The sequence below is a fragment of the Streptomyces sp. NPDC001796 genome, from assembly GCF_042892355.1.
In the GTDB taxonomy this organism is placed as follows: Bacteria; Actinomycetota; Actinomycetes; order Streptomycetales; family Streptomycetaceae; genus Streptomyces.
On the sequence record NZ_JBIAUC010000006.1, the window covers coordinates 411,764 to 424,689 of the forward strand.

General features: G+C 70.4%; 12 protein-coding genes. 8 read left to right on the forward strand and 4 right to left on the reverse strand.

Translation table 11 applies throughout. The annotated features are described in order from the left end of the window. Positions 1-55 precede the first annotated feature (55 nt). Positions 56-1,027, forward strand: coding sequence for a DUF3558 domain-containing protein (locus tag ACFYZE_RS16060; RefSeq protein WP_388993353.1), 972 nt, complete (start codon positions 56-58; stop codon positions 1,025-1,027). A 188-nt stretch (positions 1,028-1,215) separates the two neighbouring features. Beyond that, positions 1,216-2,505, forward strand: a complete 1,290-nt coding sequence (locus ACFYZE_RS16065; protein WP_388993489.1) for a DUF2637 domain-containing protein — start codon at positions 1,216-1,218, stop codon at positions 2,503-2,505. A 57-nt stretch (positions 2,506-2,562) separates the two neighbouring features. Here ACFYZE_RS16065 and lysS read toward each other — a convergent pair whose 3' ends face one another. Further along, on the reverse strand, positions 2,563-4,305 hold the full coding sequence (lysS, locus tag ACFYZE_RS16070) for a lysine--tRNA ligase (RefSeq protein ID WP_388993356.1): 1,743 nt from the start codon (positions 4,303-4,305) through the stop codon (positions 2,563-2,565). 220 nt (positions 4,306-4,525) lie between these two features. Between lysS and argS the strand changes: the two genes are divergently transcribed. Continuing rightward, positions 4,526-6,289: an arginine--tRNA ligase gene (gene argS, locus ACFYZE_RS16075; protein ID WP_388993359.1), complete on the forward strand. Its 1,764-nt coding sequence runs from the start codon at positions 4,526-4,528 to the stop codon at positions 6,287-6,289. A 103-nt stretch (positions 6,290-6,392) separates the two neighbouring features. Here the strand turns inward: argS and ACFYZE_RS16080 are convergent, their stop codons facing one another. Then, positions 6,393-6,848: a peptidoglycan-binding domain-containing protein gene (locus ACFYZE_RS16080; RefSeq protein WP_388993362.1), complete on the reverse strand. Its 456-nt coding sequence runs from the start codon at positions 6,846-6,848 to the stop codon at positions 6,393-6,395. 334 nt (positions 6,849-7,182) lie between these two features. Here ACFYZE_RS16080 and ACFYZE_RS16085 point away from each other — a divergent pair, with 334 nt between their 5' ends. Together ACFYZE_RS16085 and ACFYZE_RS16090 are read left to right on the forward strand one after the other, a co-directional pair. Further along, positions 7,183-8,010, forward strand: coding sequence for a peptidoglycan-binding protein (locus ACFYZE_RS16085; protein ID WP_388993365.1), 828 nt, complete (start codon positions 7,183-7,185; stop codon positions 8,008-8,010). Beyond that, positions 8,007-8,993 (forward strand): DUF2690 domain-containing protein, encoded by a 987-nt coding sequence (locus tag ACFYZE_RS16090; protein WP_388993368.1) that lies wholly within the window; start codon positions 8,007-8,009, stop codon positions 8,991-8,993. The genes ACFYZE_RS16085 and ACFYZE_RS16090 overlap by 4 nt, the downstream gene beginning before the upstream one ends. A 55-nt stretch (positions 8,994-9,048) precedes the next feature. Here the strand turns inward: ACFYZE_RS16090 and ACFYZE_RS16095 are convergent, their stop codons facing one another. Beyond that, positions 9,049-9,465 (reverse strand): ATP-binding protein, encoded by a 417-nt coding sequence (locus ACFYZE_RS16095; protein ID WP_388993371.1) that lies wholly within the window; start codon positions 9,463-9,465, stop codon positions 9,049-9,051. A gap of 113 nt (positions 9,466-9,578) precedes the next feature. Between ACFYZE_RS16095 and ACFYZE_RS16100 the strand changes: the two genes are divergently transcribed. Together ACFYZE_RS16100 and ACFYZE_RS16105 are read left to right on the forward strand one after the other, a co-directional pair. Beyond that, complete coding sequence (locus ACFYZE_RS16100; protein ID WP_388993373.1) at positions 9,579-10,406, forward strand: Scr1 family TA system antitoxin-like transcriptional regulator; 828 nt, start codon at positions 9,579-9,581, stop codon at positions 10,404-10,406. Further along, positions 10,403-10,603: a DUF397 domain-containing protein gene (locus ACFYZE_RS16105; RefSeq protein ID WP_388993376.1), complete on the forward strand. Its 201-nt coding sequence runs from the start codon at positions 10,403-10,405 to the stop codon at positions 10,601-10,603. The genes ACFYZE_RS16100 and ACFYZE_RS16105 overlap by 4 nt, the downstream gene beginning before the upstream one ends. A gap of 19 nt (positions 10,604-10,622) precedes the next feature. Here the strand turns inward: ACFYZE_RS16105 and ACFYZE_RS16110 are convergent, their stop codons facing one another. Next, a complete protein-coding gene (locus ACFYZE_RS16110; protein WP_388993379.1) occupies positions 10,623-11,828 on the reverse strand; it encodes a PLP-dependent aminotransferase family protein in 1,206 nt (401 codons plus the stop codon). A 162-nt stretch (positions 11,829-11,990) separates the two neighbouring features. On the opposite strand from ACFYZE_RS16110, the gene ACFYZE_RS16115 reads away from it, so the two are divergent. After that, a complete protein-coding gene (locus tag ACFYZE_RS16115) occupies positions 11,991-12,923 on the forward strand; it encodes a phosphotransferase family protein (protein WP_388993382.1) in 933 nt (310 codons plus the stop codon). Positions 12,924-12,926: the final 3 nt, after the last annotated feature.

A 12,926-nucleotide genomic window follows, 5' to 3' on the forward strand; every position in this document is an offset into this window, starting at 1 on the left:
TACCGTGGCCCCTCGGACCCGTTCCGACCGAAGGACCACGAGCGTCACAAGCGTCATGAGTGAAGGAACCATGCACCGACCTGCACAGCGAGACACAGAGCAGCGAGAGCCGCACTATCACAGTGATCAGGGCGAGCGGAGCGAGTGCCGGCCGGGCCGGCGGGGTTCACGCGTGAGCCGTTTCCTCGTCTGCGCGGCCGCCGTCCCGGCGGTGCTCATCGCCGCCGGCTGTTCCTCGGGCTCCTCCGGTTCGGGCTCGGGCGGCGACGCCAAGCCGCAGGCGCAGGAGTCGAGCGCACGGCCCTCGCAGAGCGCGTCGGCGAACGCGGTGCGCCCCGCCGCGTACGCGACGCTGCCCCAGCCCTGCTCCGTGCTGTCCCAGAAGACCCTGGGCGATCTGGTCCCGAAGGGTGCAAAGTCCGGCAAGGCGGGCTCGACGGACGACGCGAAGACGCGGTCGAGCTGCTCGTGGAGCAGTCTGCAGAACAACGGCGTCAAGGGCTCCCAGTTCCGCTGGCTCAACGTCTCCCTGCTGCGCTTCGAGTCGGACGCCACGCGCGGCGACGGGAACAAGCTGGCGCAGCAGTACTACGACCAGCAGGTGCAGGACGCCAAGGCGGTCGACGGCGCGAAGAGCACCAAGGCGGTGCCGGTCTCCGGGGCGGGCGACGCGGCGACGGCGGTGACGTACGACCTGAAGAAGAAGGAAGGCGACTTCAAGCAGCAGACGGTGGTGGCGCGCGTGGAGAACGTCGTGGTCACCGTCGACTACAACGGCGCGGGCCTGGCCGGCGACAAGACGCCGGACGCTGACGACCTGACCAAGGCGGCGGAGAAGGCCGTCAAGGAGGTGGTGTCCGCGGTGGCTTCGGCGAACAACGACGGTGGCAAGGCGGCGGGCGGGTCTCCGTCGCAGGGGGCGTCGAAGAGCGCTTCGCCTTCGAAGTCTGCGTCGGCGTCGTCCTCCGCGTCGGCGAGCCCCGCGAAGGGCGGGTCTCCGTCGGCGTCGGCCTCGCCGAAGAGCTGACCGACTGCCGCGCGGAACGCGCCGAACGCGCGGCGCGCGCAGGGCGGTTGCGGGGGTTCGGTCCGGGCGGATGGGGAGCTCTCCCCATACCGGCCACCCGTTCACCGCACGCGTGTGCCACCCTGTTGCGCGCAACAACAGGCAATGGGAGGGGAGTACAGGTGGCCGGGCCACTGCAGTTGACACGGATGCACCGGGTTCTCATCGGCGTGGTCGTCACCGGTGCTGTGATCATCGCCGGGATCGGCTTCGCCGGCTCGTACGCGGCCGTCCGTGCGCTGGCCATCAAGAAGGGCTTCGGCAACTTCAGTTATGTCTTCCCGGTCGGCATCGACGCGGGCATCTGTGTGCTGCTGGCCCTGGACCTGCTGCTGACCTGGATCCGCATCCCCTTCCCGCTGCTGCGTCAGACGGCGTGGCTGCTGACGGCGGCGACGATCGCGTTCAACGGCGCGGCGGCGTGGCCGGACCCGCTGGGTGTGGGCATGCACGCGGTGATCCCGGTGCTGTTCGTGGTCGCGGTGGAGGCGGCCCGGCATGCGATCGGCCGGATCGCGGACATCACGGCGGACAAGCACATGGAGGGCGTCCGTCTGACCCGCTGGCTGCTCTCGCCGGTTCCGACGTTTCTGCTGTGGCGGCGGATGAAGCTGTGGGAGCTGCGGTCGTACGACCAGGTCATCAAGCTGGAGCAGGAACGTCTCGTCTACCAGGCGCGCCTGCGTTCCCGCTTCGGCCGGGCGTGGCGCCGCAAGGCCCCGGTGGAGTCGCTGATGCCGCTGAGGCTGGCGCGGTACGGCGTCCCGCTGGCGCAGACGGCTCCGGCCGGCCTGGCGGCGGCGGGCATAGAACCGGCGCTGATACCCCCGGCGCCGCAGCTCGACGCGGCCGCGGGCGGTCGTGGTGCCGGGGCGGCGGCCGGTCCGCAGTCAGCCGCACCGCTGGGCGGGCAGCGCCCACAGCTCGAGGGCGACCCCGGGTATCCGGGATACGAGGAGCCGGACGACCAGAGCCCCTGGTTCCAGGCTCCGCGCCAGGTCGACTACCACGGCGGCTACGACCCGTCGTACGAGCCGGAACCCCCGTACGACGACTGGTACGAGGAACAGCACCTGGAGCAGTTCGAGCAGACCGTCCCGCAGAAGTTCCAGGCGCCCGTCCCGCAGGGCCACCAGCAGCCCGGACCCCAGGGGCCCCCGCAGCCCTCGCCCGAGGACACCGGCAGCTTCCCGATCCCCGTCGGCCCGAACCGCACCCGCGAGCTCGGCGAGGGCGGCGGCACGCCCCAGCCGGACGAGGAGGCGTACTACCAGGTCTTCAAGCAGTCGATCAACGGCAGCTACCCGACGCCCCGTGAGTTCAGCGAGAACGTCGAGGCGGAGTTCAGCATCGGCCTCCCCCCGGAGGAGGCCAAGCGCATGGTCAACCGCTTCACGAACCGCTACAACGCGGAACTGGAAGAAGACCACATCGCCTAGGTCCTCCATGCAGAAGGCGCCCGGTGCCGAAGGGCACCGGGCGCCTTCTGCTCGGTCCTACTCCCCGAGCAGCTTCCGCACCCGGTCCTGCCCCACAGCCAGCAGCAGCGTGGGCAGGCGCGGGCCGGTGTCGCGGCCGACGAGCAGGTGGTACAGGAGCGCGAAGAACGACCGCTGGGCCGTCTTGATCTCCGGCGGCAGCTCCTTGGGCGTGGCGTCTGCGGAGAATCCGGCCTGGACCTTGGGCACGCCGTACACGAGGTGGGTGAGCCCGTCCAGCGACCAGTGCTCCTCCAGGCCGTCGAGCAGCAGCCGGATCGACTGCTGGGAGGGCTCGTCCAGGGACTTCAGCAGTTCGGCGTCGGGCTCGTCACGGACGATGGTGCGCTGGTCGGCGGGGACGTGGGTGTTGATCCACGCCTCGGCCTTGTCGTACCGCGGGCGGGCCTCGTCGAGCGAGCTCAGCGGGTTGGCCGGGTCGAGGTCGGACAGGATGCGCAGCGCCTGGTCCTGGTGGCCGGCGGTGATGTCGGCGACGGACGCGAGAGTGCGGTAGGGCAGCGGACGGGGTGTCCTGGGCAGCTCACCGGTGGCGGTGCCGACCGCGCGGGTGTACGCGGCGACGTCGCCGGGGAGCGCGGAGCCGTCGGCCACCTTGCCCGCGAGCTTGTCCCACTCGTCGTAGAGGCGCTGGATCTCCTGGTCGAAGGCGATCTTGAAGGACTGGTTGGGCCTGCGGCGGGCGTAGAGCCAGCGCAGCAGCTGGGGCTCCATGATCTGGAGGGCGTCGGCCGGGGTGGGGACGCCGCCGCGCGAGGACGACATCTTCGCCATGCCGGAGATGCCGACGAAGGCGTACATGGGCCCGATGGGCTGCTTGCCGCCGAAGATCCCGACGATCTGCCCGCCGACCTGGTACGACGATCCCGGAGACGAGTGGTCGACACCGCTCGGCTCGAAGATCACGCCCTCGTAGGCCCAGCGCATCGGCCAGTCGACCTTCCAGACCAGCTTGCCGCGGTTGAACTCGCTCAGCCGGACCGTCTCGGAGAAGCCGCACGCGGTGCAGGTGTACGTCATCTCGGTCGAGTCGTCGTCGTACGCGGTGACCGTGGTGAAGTCCTTGCCGCAACCGCCGCAGTACGGCTTGTACGGGAAGTAGCCGGCGACGCCGGAGCTGCCGTCGTCCTCGGACGCGGCGCCCGAGCCCTCCTCGGCCTCCAGCTCGGCCTCGTCGACGGCCTTCTGCTGCTGCTTCTTGGCGGGCTTCGGCTTGGTGCGGTACTGGGCGAGGATCGCGTCGATGTCGCCGCGGTGCCTCATCGCGTGCAGGATCTGGTCCCGGTACACGCCGGAGGTGTACTGCGCGGTCTGGCTGATGCCGTCGAACTCCACGCCCAGCTCGGCGAGCGAGGCAATCATGGCGGCCTTGAAGTGCTCGGCCCAGTTCGGGTACGCCGAGCCCTTCGGGGCCGGGACGGAGGTGAGCGGCTTGCCGATGTGCTCGGCCCACGACTCGTCCACGCCCGCGACACCGGCCGGCACCTTCCGGTACCGGTCGTAGTCGTCCCAGGAGATCAGGTGCCGCACCTCGTACCCGCGCCGGCGGATCTCGTCGGCGACCAGGTGCGGGGTCATGACCTCGCGCAGGTTCCCCAGGTGGATCGGGCCGGACGGAGACAGTCCGGACGCGACGACGACCGGTTTGCCCGGGGCCCGACGCTCCGACTCCTCGATGACCTCATCCGCGAAACGGGAGACCCAGTCGGTGGTCTCGGTGCTCTGAGCCACGATCGGCACGTCCTCTTTTTCTGAAAGTTCTCCACGAGCAGCCGGTACGGTCGCACGGCTGACCGCTCCATTGTCCCAGGCTGCGCCACATCCACGAAAACGCCTTTTCAAAGCGTTGGACGGGTGGACGGGCGCGGCCGTTCACCGCGCGAGAGGAAAATTCGCTTTACCCCGCATGGGATACTGGGCGTGTCTATCCATCCCCACGAGGAGAACGGCACCCATTCCTATGGCCTCGGTCACCTCCCTCACGTCCGCCGTCCACCAGCGCCTCGCGTCCGCCCTCTCGGCTGCCCTGCCCGAGGCCGCCGACGCGGACCCGCTGCTGCGACGCAGCGACCGGGCGGACTTCCAGGCCAACGGGATCCTGGCGCTGGCGAAGAAGGCGAAGGCGAACCCGAGGGAGTTGGCGACGCAGGTCGTCGGCCGGGTGGTCACCGGTGACGTGATCGGGAACGTCGAGGTCTCGGGCCCCGGCTTCCTCAACATCACGGTCACGGACCAGGCGATCACCGAGAACCTCGCCGCCCGCGCCGCCGACGCCGAGGGCCGCCTCGGCGTGCCGTACACCGAGCGGCCGGGTACCACGGTGATCGACTACGCCCAGCCGAACGTGGCGAAGGAGATGCACGTCGGTCACCTGCGCTCCGCGGTGATCGGCGACTCGGTCGTCAAGCTTCTCGAGTTCACCGGCGAGACGGTGATCCGCCGGCACCACATCGGCGACTGGGGCACCCAGTTCGGCATGCTCATCCAGTACCTGGACGAGCACCCGCACGAGCTGGACCACAAGGCCGCCGAGGTGACGGGCGAGGAGGCGATGTCCAACCTCGACCGCCTCTACAAGGCCGCGCGCAAGCTCTTCGACTCCGACGAGGAGTTCAAGACGCGGGCGCGGCGCCGGGTGGTCGACCTCCAGGCCGGCGATCCGCACACGCTCGCCATGTGGCAGAAGTTCGTCGACGAGTCGAAGATCTACTTCTTCTCGGTCTTCGAGAAGCTGGACATGGAGATCCGGGACCCCGACATCGTCGGCGAGTCCGGCTACAACGACATGCTGGCCGAGACCTGCCGTCTCCTGGAGGAGTCGGGCGTCGCCGTCCGCTCCGAAGGGGCGCTCTGCGTCTTCTTCGACGACATCAAGGGCCCCGACGGCAAGCCGGTCCCGCTGATCGTGCAGAAGTCGGACGGCGGCTACGGCTACGCGGCGACGGACCTGTCCGCGATCAGGGACCGTGTCTTCAACCTGAAGGCGAACTCGATCATCTACGTCGTGGACGCCCGCCAGTCGCTGCACTTCAAGATGGTCTTCGAGACGGCGCGGAGGGCCGGCTGGCTGAACGACGACGTCAAGGCGTACCAGCTCGCCTTCGGCACGGTCCTCGGCAAGGACGGCAAGCCGTTCAAGACCCGTGAGGGCGAGACGGTGCGGCTGGTGGACCTGCTGGACGAGGCGATCGACCGCGCCTCCGCCGTCGTACGGGAGAAGGCGCAGGACCTGTCCGAGGAGGAGATCGCCGAGCGGGGTGCCCAGGTGGGCATCGGCGCGGTGAAGTACGCGGACCTGTCGACGTCGGCGAACCGGGACTACAAGTTCGACCTGGACCAGATGGTCTCGCTGAACGGCGACACGTCCGTCTACCTCCAGTACGCGTACGCCCGTATCCAGTCGATCCTGCGCAAGGCCGGCGACGTACGGCCGTCCCCGCATCCGGAGCTGGCGCTGACGGACGCGGAGCGCGCGCTCGGCCTGCACGTGGACGCCTTCGCGGAGACGGTGGCGGAGGCGGCGGCGGAGTACGCCCCGCACAAGATGGCGGCGTACCTCTACCAGCTCGCGTCGTTGTACACGTCGTTCTACGACAAGTGCCCGGTGCTGAAGGCTCAGACGCCGGAGCAGGTGCAGAACCGCCTGTTCCTGTGCGACGTCACGGCCCGGACGCTTCACCAGGGGATGGCGCTGCTGGGCATCCGGACGCCCGAGCGGCTCTGAGCCCCACCCTGCCGGGGCCGCGGCCCGTCCTCTCCCCCGTGGGGAGGACGGGCCGCGGTGTCTTTGGGCGGTCTGTGCGCAGGACGCCGCTCGCGGGCAGCCGTCAGACGTAGTCGTCGGCGAACCGCTTGAACGCGGCCTTGGTGTCCTTCCCGGCGATTCCGTCGATGTTGCCCTTGTAGCCGTAGTACTTCTTCAGCATGCGCTGCAGCGCCTTCACCGTGTCGCTTCCGACGACACCGTCGATCCTCTTGTTGTAGCCCCAGTACTTGTGGAGGTAGCGCTGCATGGCCTTCCAGCTGTCGGTGCCGAGCCGGCCGTCGATCCGGCCCTGGTAGCCCCAGTGGCTCTTCAGCACCCGCTGGATGCCCTTGGCCTCCTTGGTGTTCAGGCCCAGGTTGTTCACCGACTGCACCGAGACGGCCTGGGTGCTCATCACCGGCTTGGCGGCAGGCGCGGAGGCCGCGAAGCCGGCGGTCGCACCCGCGAGGCTCCCGGCGGCGATGCCGGCGACGGCGGTGGCGGCAACGAGGGTCCTCGCCATGAGGTTCGGTCGCATGTGTGTCCCTTTCGGGTGATCGTGCGGCGCCCGACGTGGTGGGCGCCGCTGGCAACTCGAGACTGCGGGCCGGGCGCCGAGCTGCGCCACGAGCGCCGCCGCAGTGACGACTTCGTGGGACGTCCCAGGCGCTGACCTGCGGGGACACGTCCTGGCGGGACGCCCGGGCGGGACGCTTCGACGCGACGTCGGCGGGGAGCGGGTGGGGCGGGCGGGTGGCCTATTCGGTGCCGGGGCGGGAACCGATATGTGGGGTGCGCCGTGAAAGTTCATGCAGAATGCGGCGGAAAAGGGGGACCGACGACCAAGGTCCCGGGACGCGAGTAGGGGGAACATGTCGCGTTGGAAGGCGCTACCCGCAGACCTGGATCCGCGTGTGCGGCAGTTGGTGGTGCGATTACGGCGGCTGAAGGACCACGGCGATCTGAGCATGCAGCGGCTGGCGGCGAAGACCGGCTACAGCCAGAAGTCGTGGGAGCGGTACCTCAACGGCAGGTCGCTGCCGCCCCGGGAGGCCGTGGAGGCACTGGCCCAGGTCGGCGGCGAGGATCCGACACGGCTGCTGGTGCTGCACGAACTGGCCGCGGAGGGCTGGGAGAAGCGGCGCCGGGGCACGCCGGTGGCGGAGGCCGACGGGGAGGAGTCCTCGGCGGCCGAGGCCGGGCCGTCCTCGGCTGACGACGAGACCTCGTCCGCGCCGGACGGCAGGGCGGCGCGGCCGCACGGACGCTCGTTGCGCCTCGCGGTGGCGGCGGGAGCCGTGGCCCTGGTGCTGGCGGTCGTCTCGGCGGTTCTCCTGGTCGTCCGCCTCACGGACCACGGCACCGACGACAAGGCGGCGACGACCCGCCCCGCCTCGACCGCCGGATCCTTCCCGACGTCGGGGTCGGCGCCGTCGTACACCTGCCGCATCCAGCGGACCGACGGCCACTGGTACGCGGGCAACAGCCGTACGCAGGACGCGATCCTGGCGCAGGGCCTGGCGGGTCCGGACGTGGCCGAGGCGCAGTGCCTGCTGCGCCGGGCGGGCTTCTCCCCGGGCGGCATCGACGGTGTCTACGGGCCGCTGACCGAGCGCGCGGTCAAGGACCTGCAGAAGCGGGCCGGGCTGCCCCCGGACGGCATCGTCGGACCGCACACCTGGGGGGCGCTGCGCAAATGACACGGCCGACGGGGACGCAGGGGACGACGTCCGCGGAGCGGGCGCGGTTGGCGGCCGAACTGCGCGAGCTGAAGGCACGCACCGGTCTGAGCCTGGCCCGCCTGGAGGAACGCACCCCGTACAGCAAGTCGTCCTGGGAACGCTACCTCAACGGCAAGACACTGCCGCCGCGTCAGGCCGTGCTGGACCTGTGCCGCCTCGCCCACGAACCCGCCGCCCGCTGTCTGGCCCTGTGGGAGCTGGCGGAGTCGGAGGCGAGTGGACGCGCACGGGCGGAGGAGCCGCCCACGGCCCCGGCGCAGCAGTCACCCCCGTCTCCGGCTTCGTCCCCCTTCCCGGCCACGGACGGGGCCACGGCGGGGACCACGGATGCGGACGCGGCAAAGGATGCGGCGAACGCCACGGACACGGCGAAGGCCACCGGCACCGCCCCTGCCCCCGCCGACGAAACCGGACACGCCGTCCGGAAGGGCGCGGTCGCCGCGCTGGTCGCCGCCGTATGCGCCCTCGCGACCGGGGCCGTCGCCCTGGCCCTCTTCCTGCTGCCGCACCCGGGCGGCGCCCCGCGACCGTTCCCGTCCCCGCCCCAACCCGTCCTCGCCCCGCTCTGCGGGGGCGCCACCTGCGAGGGCGGGGACCCGATGGCCCTGCACTGCGGCCCCCACCCGGCCACCCTGGCGTCGCACCACACCGCCGCCGGCGTCGGTATGGAACTGCGCTACAGCAAGGACTGCGGCGCGAGTTGGGCCCGGGTGTGGGGCGCCCATGTCGGGGACCGGATCGAGGTGACCGCGGACGGCCGCAGTCAGTCCGCCCGGGTCAAGGACGCCGACGCCGCGAAGGACTACGTCTACACCCCCATGGCCGCCACCCGCCCCGGCACCGCGGTCCGGGCGTGCTTCCGTCCGACGACGGGCGGGCAACCGGAGTGCGTCGAGGGCCGCGTGACGGCCCCGCCTCCAACCGCGGCGACCGTCCACTGAGGTGGTGTGCCTGCGGAACTGCGACACATCTGGGAAATGTGTCGCACCGGCGGGTTCAACCGCCTGGCCGCACCGGTGACAGAAATTCGCACCACACCACCTTGCCGGGGTCCCGCTCCCCCACCCCCCACTTGTCCGAGAGCGCCGCCACCAGGAGCAGCCCCCGGCCGCCCTCGTCCGCCTCCAGCGGGATGCGCGGCTCGCCGGGACCGCTGTCATGCACCTCCACCCGCAGCAACACGCCGTCGTACCGCAGGAACACCCGGAAGCAACGGCCCGGCGGCACCCCGTGCACCAGCGCGTTCGTCGCCAACTCGCTCACGCACAACAGCACGTCGTCACATCGCTCGCCCTTCGCGAGCCCCCAGCCGGCCAGGACCTCGTACGCGAACTGCCGTGCGGCCGGGACGGATCGGCGCTCCCGCCGGAAGAACCTCTCGCGCAGGGGCGGGAGTTGGATCATTTCGTTCACGAGACGAGTGTTGCGGAGAGTCACTACCGTGGATCACTCGGTGAACCCGTACGGTTTTTTTGTACGGGTTCCTTCGGGGCCGCGAACGGGCACGCGCGGGGAGTTGGACCAGCATGACCTCCAGGAAGCCTCCACGGAAGAAGAACGTCTCGGCCATGAAGATGCTGGGCGTCCAGCTCGGCACGGCCCGCCGTGCGGCGGGCCACACCCAGGGGTCCCTGGCCAGGGAGCTCATGGTCGACGAGGAGACCATCGCGTCGATCGAGCAGGGGCGACGGCCGTTGAAGCCGGATCTGGCCGAGGCGCTGGACCAACTACTCGACACAAAGGGGTTGTTGTCGGCCGGGGTGGCCAACCTCCCCGAGATCGACCAGTTCCCGATGTGGGCGGAGTTGTACATCCACCATGAGCGCGAGGCCATTGCCCTGTCCTGGTACGACACCCTGGTCGTGCCTGGCATCCTCCAGACCGAGGCATACGCCCGCGCCGTGCTGCGCAATCGTGTACCGGCGTACGACGAGGACGAGGTCGAGACCCGTACGGCAGCCCGTGTCGAGCGTCAGGAGATTCTGCACCGGAAGGTCCCGCCGACGTTGAGCTTCGTCGTATGGGAACCCGTGCTTCACCTGGGAATCGGCGACTCAAAGGTACGCAGGGAGCAGCTACGGCACCTGCGCGCGATCGCCGAACTGCCGGGCCTCGCCCTGCAGTTCCTGCCCTTGGACAGCCCCTATCACGCTGGTCTCAACGGCCCGTTCACCCTCCTGGAGACGCCCGACCACCAGCACCTCGCCTACACCGAGTCCCAGCGCGGCAGCCAGTGGGTCTCCGACCCGGACGAGGTGTCCATCCTGGCGCGCAAATATGCGATGCTGCGAACACAGGCCCTGACCACTCATGACTCCATGGGTCTGCTCGACCGCTTGCTGGGAGAAACATGAGCACCGAAGCACTTCAGTGGTTCAAGTCGACCTACAGCGGCGACGAGGGCGGCCAGTGCCTCGAAGTCGCCTTCACCACCCCCCAGTCCACCGACAACGCGGCGGTCCACATCCGCGACTCCAAGAACCCCATCGGCCCCACCCTCCAGGTGGCCCCCGCCACCTGGACCGCCTTCACCGCCTACGCGACCCGCTAGGCGACCCGCTAGGCGTCCCTCAGCTCAGCCCCTTCCCCAGCCTCCGCAACCCCTCCTCGATCTCCGCCGGTGTGTGCGTGACGAAGCACAGCCGCAGGGTCGACCGGTCCGGCGCGTCGGCGTGGAACGGCGCGCCCGGGACGTACGCCACGTCCTGCTCCACCACCCGCGGCAGCAGTGCCGTGGTGTCGTACCCCTCCGGCAGCCGCGCCCAGAGGAACATGCCGCCCTCGGGACGGTTCCAGACGGAGCCCTCGGGCAGGGCGTCCGCGAGGCCGGCGAGCATCGCGTCGCGGCGTTCGCGGTATGCGGCGGCGACCCGGGCGACGTGCGCGTCGAGGTCGCGGTCCGCCAGGTACCGCGCGGCGGCGAGCTGGTTCACGGTCGGGGTGTGGAGGTCCGCGGCCTGCTTCGCGATCGCGCAGGCCCGCCGCAGCGCCGCCGGTGCCCGCAGCCAGCCGAGGCGCAGGCCGGGCGCCACCACCTTGGAGAAGGAGCCCAGGAGGACGGCGCGGTCGTACGCGTCCTCGTACGAGGCGATCCACGGCACGCGCTCGCCCTCGAAGCGGAGCTCCCCGTAGGGGTCGTCCTCCACGATCCACAGGCCGTGCCGGGCGGCGACGCCGGCGATCGCCGCGCGGCGGTCGGCGGGCAGGGTGCGGCCGGTGGGGTTCTGGAAGGTGGGAACGGTGTAGAGCAGCTTGGGGCGCTCCCGCACCACCAGCTCCTCCAGCGTGTCGGGGTCGATACCGTCCTCGTCGCAGGGGACGGCGACGACCCGGGCGCCGGCGAAGCCGAAGGCCTGGAGGGCCGCGAGGTAGCAGGGGTTCTCGACGAGAACCGTGTCGCCGGGCTCCAGCAGGGCGGTGACGAGCAGGGAGAGGGCCTGCTGGGAGCCGGTGGTGACGAGCAGGTCGTCCGGGCCGGTGGCGAGACCGCGCTCGGTGGTGCGGTCGGCGAGCGCGGACCGCAGGGCGGGTTCGCCCTCGGTGGTGGAGTACTGGAGTGCCCGCTGCGGGGCCTCCGTCAGCACGGCGTGGAACGCGGCGGCGACGCCCTCGCTGTCGAAGAGCCCTGGGGCGGGCAGGCCACCCGCGAAGTTGACGACTTCGGGACGCGCGGTGACGGCGAGGATGTCCCGAACGGGGGAACCGCCGACCTCGGCGACCCGGGCGGCGAACGCGGGCTGGGGCGGACCGCTGGGCGTGCTTTCGCTGGAGGTCACGAGGGCGGCTCCTGATGGGCAGGGGCGTTCACAGGACGTGACACGTCAAAGGGAACGCCATTCGAAAACGGCTCGTTCGTGCACCTTAGGGAGATCGCTGCCCCCTACAACAGTCTCGTTTCGCCATGCGGACGACGGTCCGTGAGCCCTAGCATGCGGCGCATGCTGCCGAGCGTGGACACGAACGACGAGTTGCAAGCCATCGTCTCGGACGAGGAGGTGTTACGCCCGGCCGTGCTGCATCTGCTCGACCAGATGGGCCTCGTCGGACTCGCGGTGCGCCGCTTCCCGGACGGGACGCTGCCCGTGTACGCCGTCGGGGGCGACTTGGTGCTGAAGCTGTATCCGCGGTCCGAGGCGCGGGAAGCCGTGCGCGAGGCACGGGTGTTGCACCACCTGTGGGGACAGCTCAAGCTTCCCACCCCGCGCCTGATCGGCACCGAGGAGTACGTGAACGGCTGGCGGTGGGTGCTGATGTCCCGGCTGCCCGGCTGGACCCTCAACGACGTCTGGCACCGGCTGACCGCGGCGGAGCAGGACCGTATCGTCACGGAGTCGGCCGAGGCGCTGGCCTCGCTGCACGCGATGTTCTGGAACCCGCTGACGGACATCGTCGGACCGCCGGACTGGACGGCGTTCCTGCGCAGCCAGCGCGCCGGGGCGGTCGAGTGGCACCGTCACTCCGGGGTGACCGAGCCATGGCTGAGCCGGATCCCCGACTTCCTGGACTCCGTGCCGCTGCCCGTGTCCACCGAACGCGTACTGCTGCACACCGAGTTCATGAGCGAGCACCTGACCATCGACATGCGTGGCGGGCGGGTGCTGACGGGCATGTTCGACTTCGAGCCGGCGATGATCGGTGACCCGGCGTACGACTTCGTCGGCGTCGGCCTGTTCATCACCCGTGCCGACCCGCGCCAGCTCCGCCGCTTCTACGAGGCCTACGGACGCGCCCCGCACGACCCGGACCAGCTGATGGCGTACACGCTGCTGCACGTCTTCAGCGATCTGCCCTTCTACCTCCACGAGTTGCCGCACCCGGCCGAACCACGCTTCGACGCACTCGCCGAGCTGTGGTTCGGCACGGACGGCTGACAC

What these genes read in the sequence shown, in the direction of transcription:
- ACFYZE_RS16060 (WP_388993353.1), top strand. Translation starts at nt 56, where the DNA reads ATGAGTGAAGGAACCATGCACCGACCTGCACAGCGAGACACAGAGCAG.
- ACFYZE_RS16065 (WP_388993489.1), top strand. Translation starts at nt 1,216, where the DNA reads ATGCACCGGGTTCTCATCGGCGTGGTCGTCACCGGTGCTGTGATCATC.
- argS (WP_388993359.1), top strand. Translation starts at nt 4,526, where the DNA reads ATGGCCTCGGTCACCTCCCTCACGTCCGCCGTCCACCAGCGCCTCGCG.
- ACFYZE_RS16080 (WP_388993362.1), bottom strand. Translation starts at nt 6,848, where the DNA reads ATGCGACCGAACCTCATGGCGAGGACCCTCGTTGCCGCCACCGCCGTC.
- ACFYZE_RS16085 (WP_388993365.1), top strand. Translation starts at nt 7,183, where the DNA reads ATGTCGCGTTGGAAGGCGCTACCCGCAGACCTGGATCCGCGTGTGCGG.
- ACFYZE_RS16090 (WP_388993368.1), top strand. Translation starts at nt 8,007, where the DNA reads ATGACACGGCCGACGGGGACGCAGGGGACGACGTCCGCGGAGCGGGCG.
- ACFYZE_RS16100 (WP_388993373.1), top strand. Translation starts at nt 9,579, where the DNA reads ATGACCTCCAGGAAGCCTCCACGGAAGAAGAACGTCTCGGCCATGAAG.
- ACFYZE_RS16105 (WP_388993376.1), top strand. Translation starts at nt 10,403, where the DNA reads ATGAGCACCGAAGCACTTCAGTGGTTCAAGTCGACCTACAGCGGCGAC.
- ACFYZE_RS16115 (WP_388993382.1), top strand. Translation starts at nt 11,991, where the DNA reads ATGCTGCCGAGCGTGGACACGAACGACGAGTTGCAAGCCATCGTCTCG.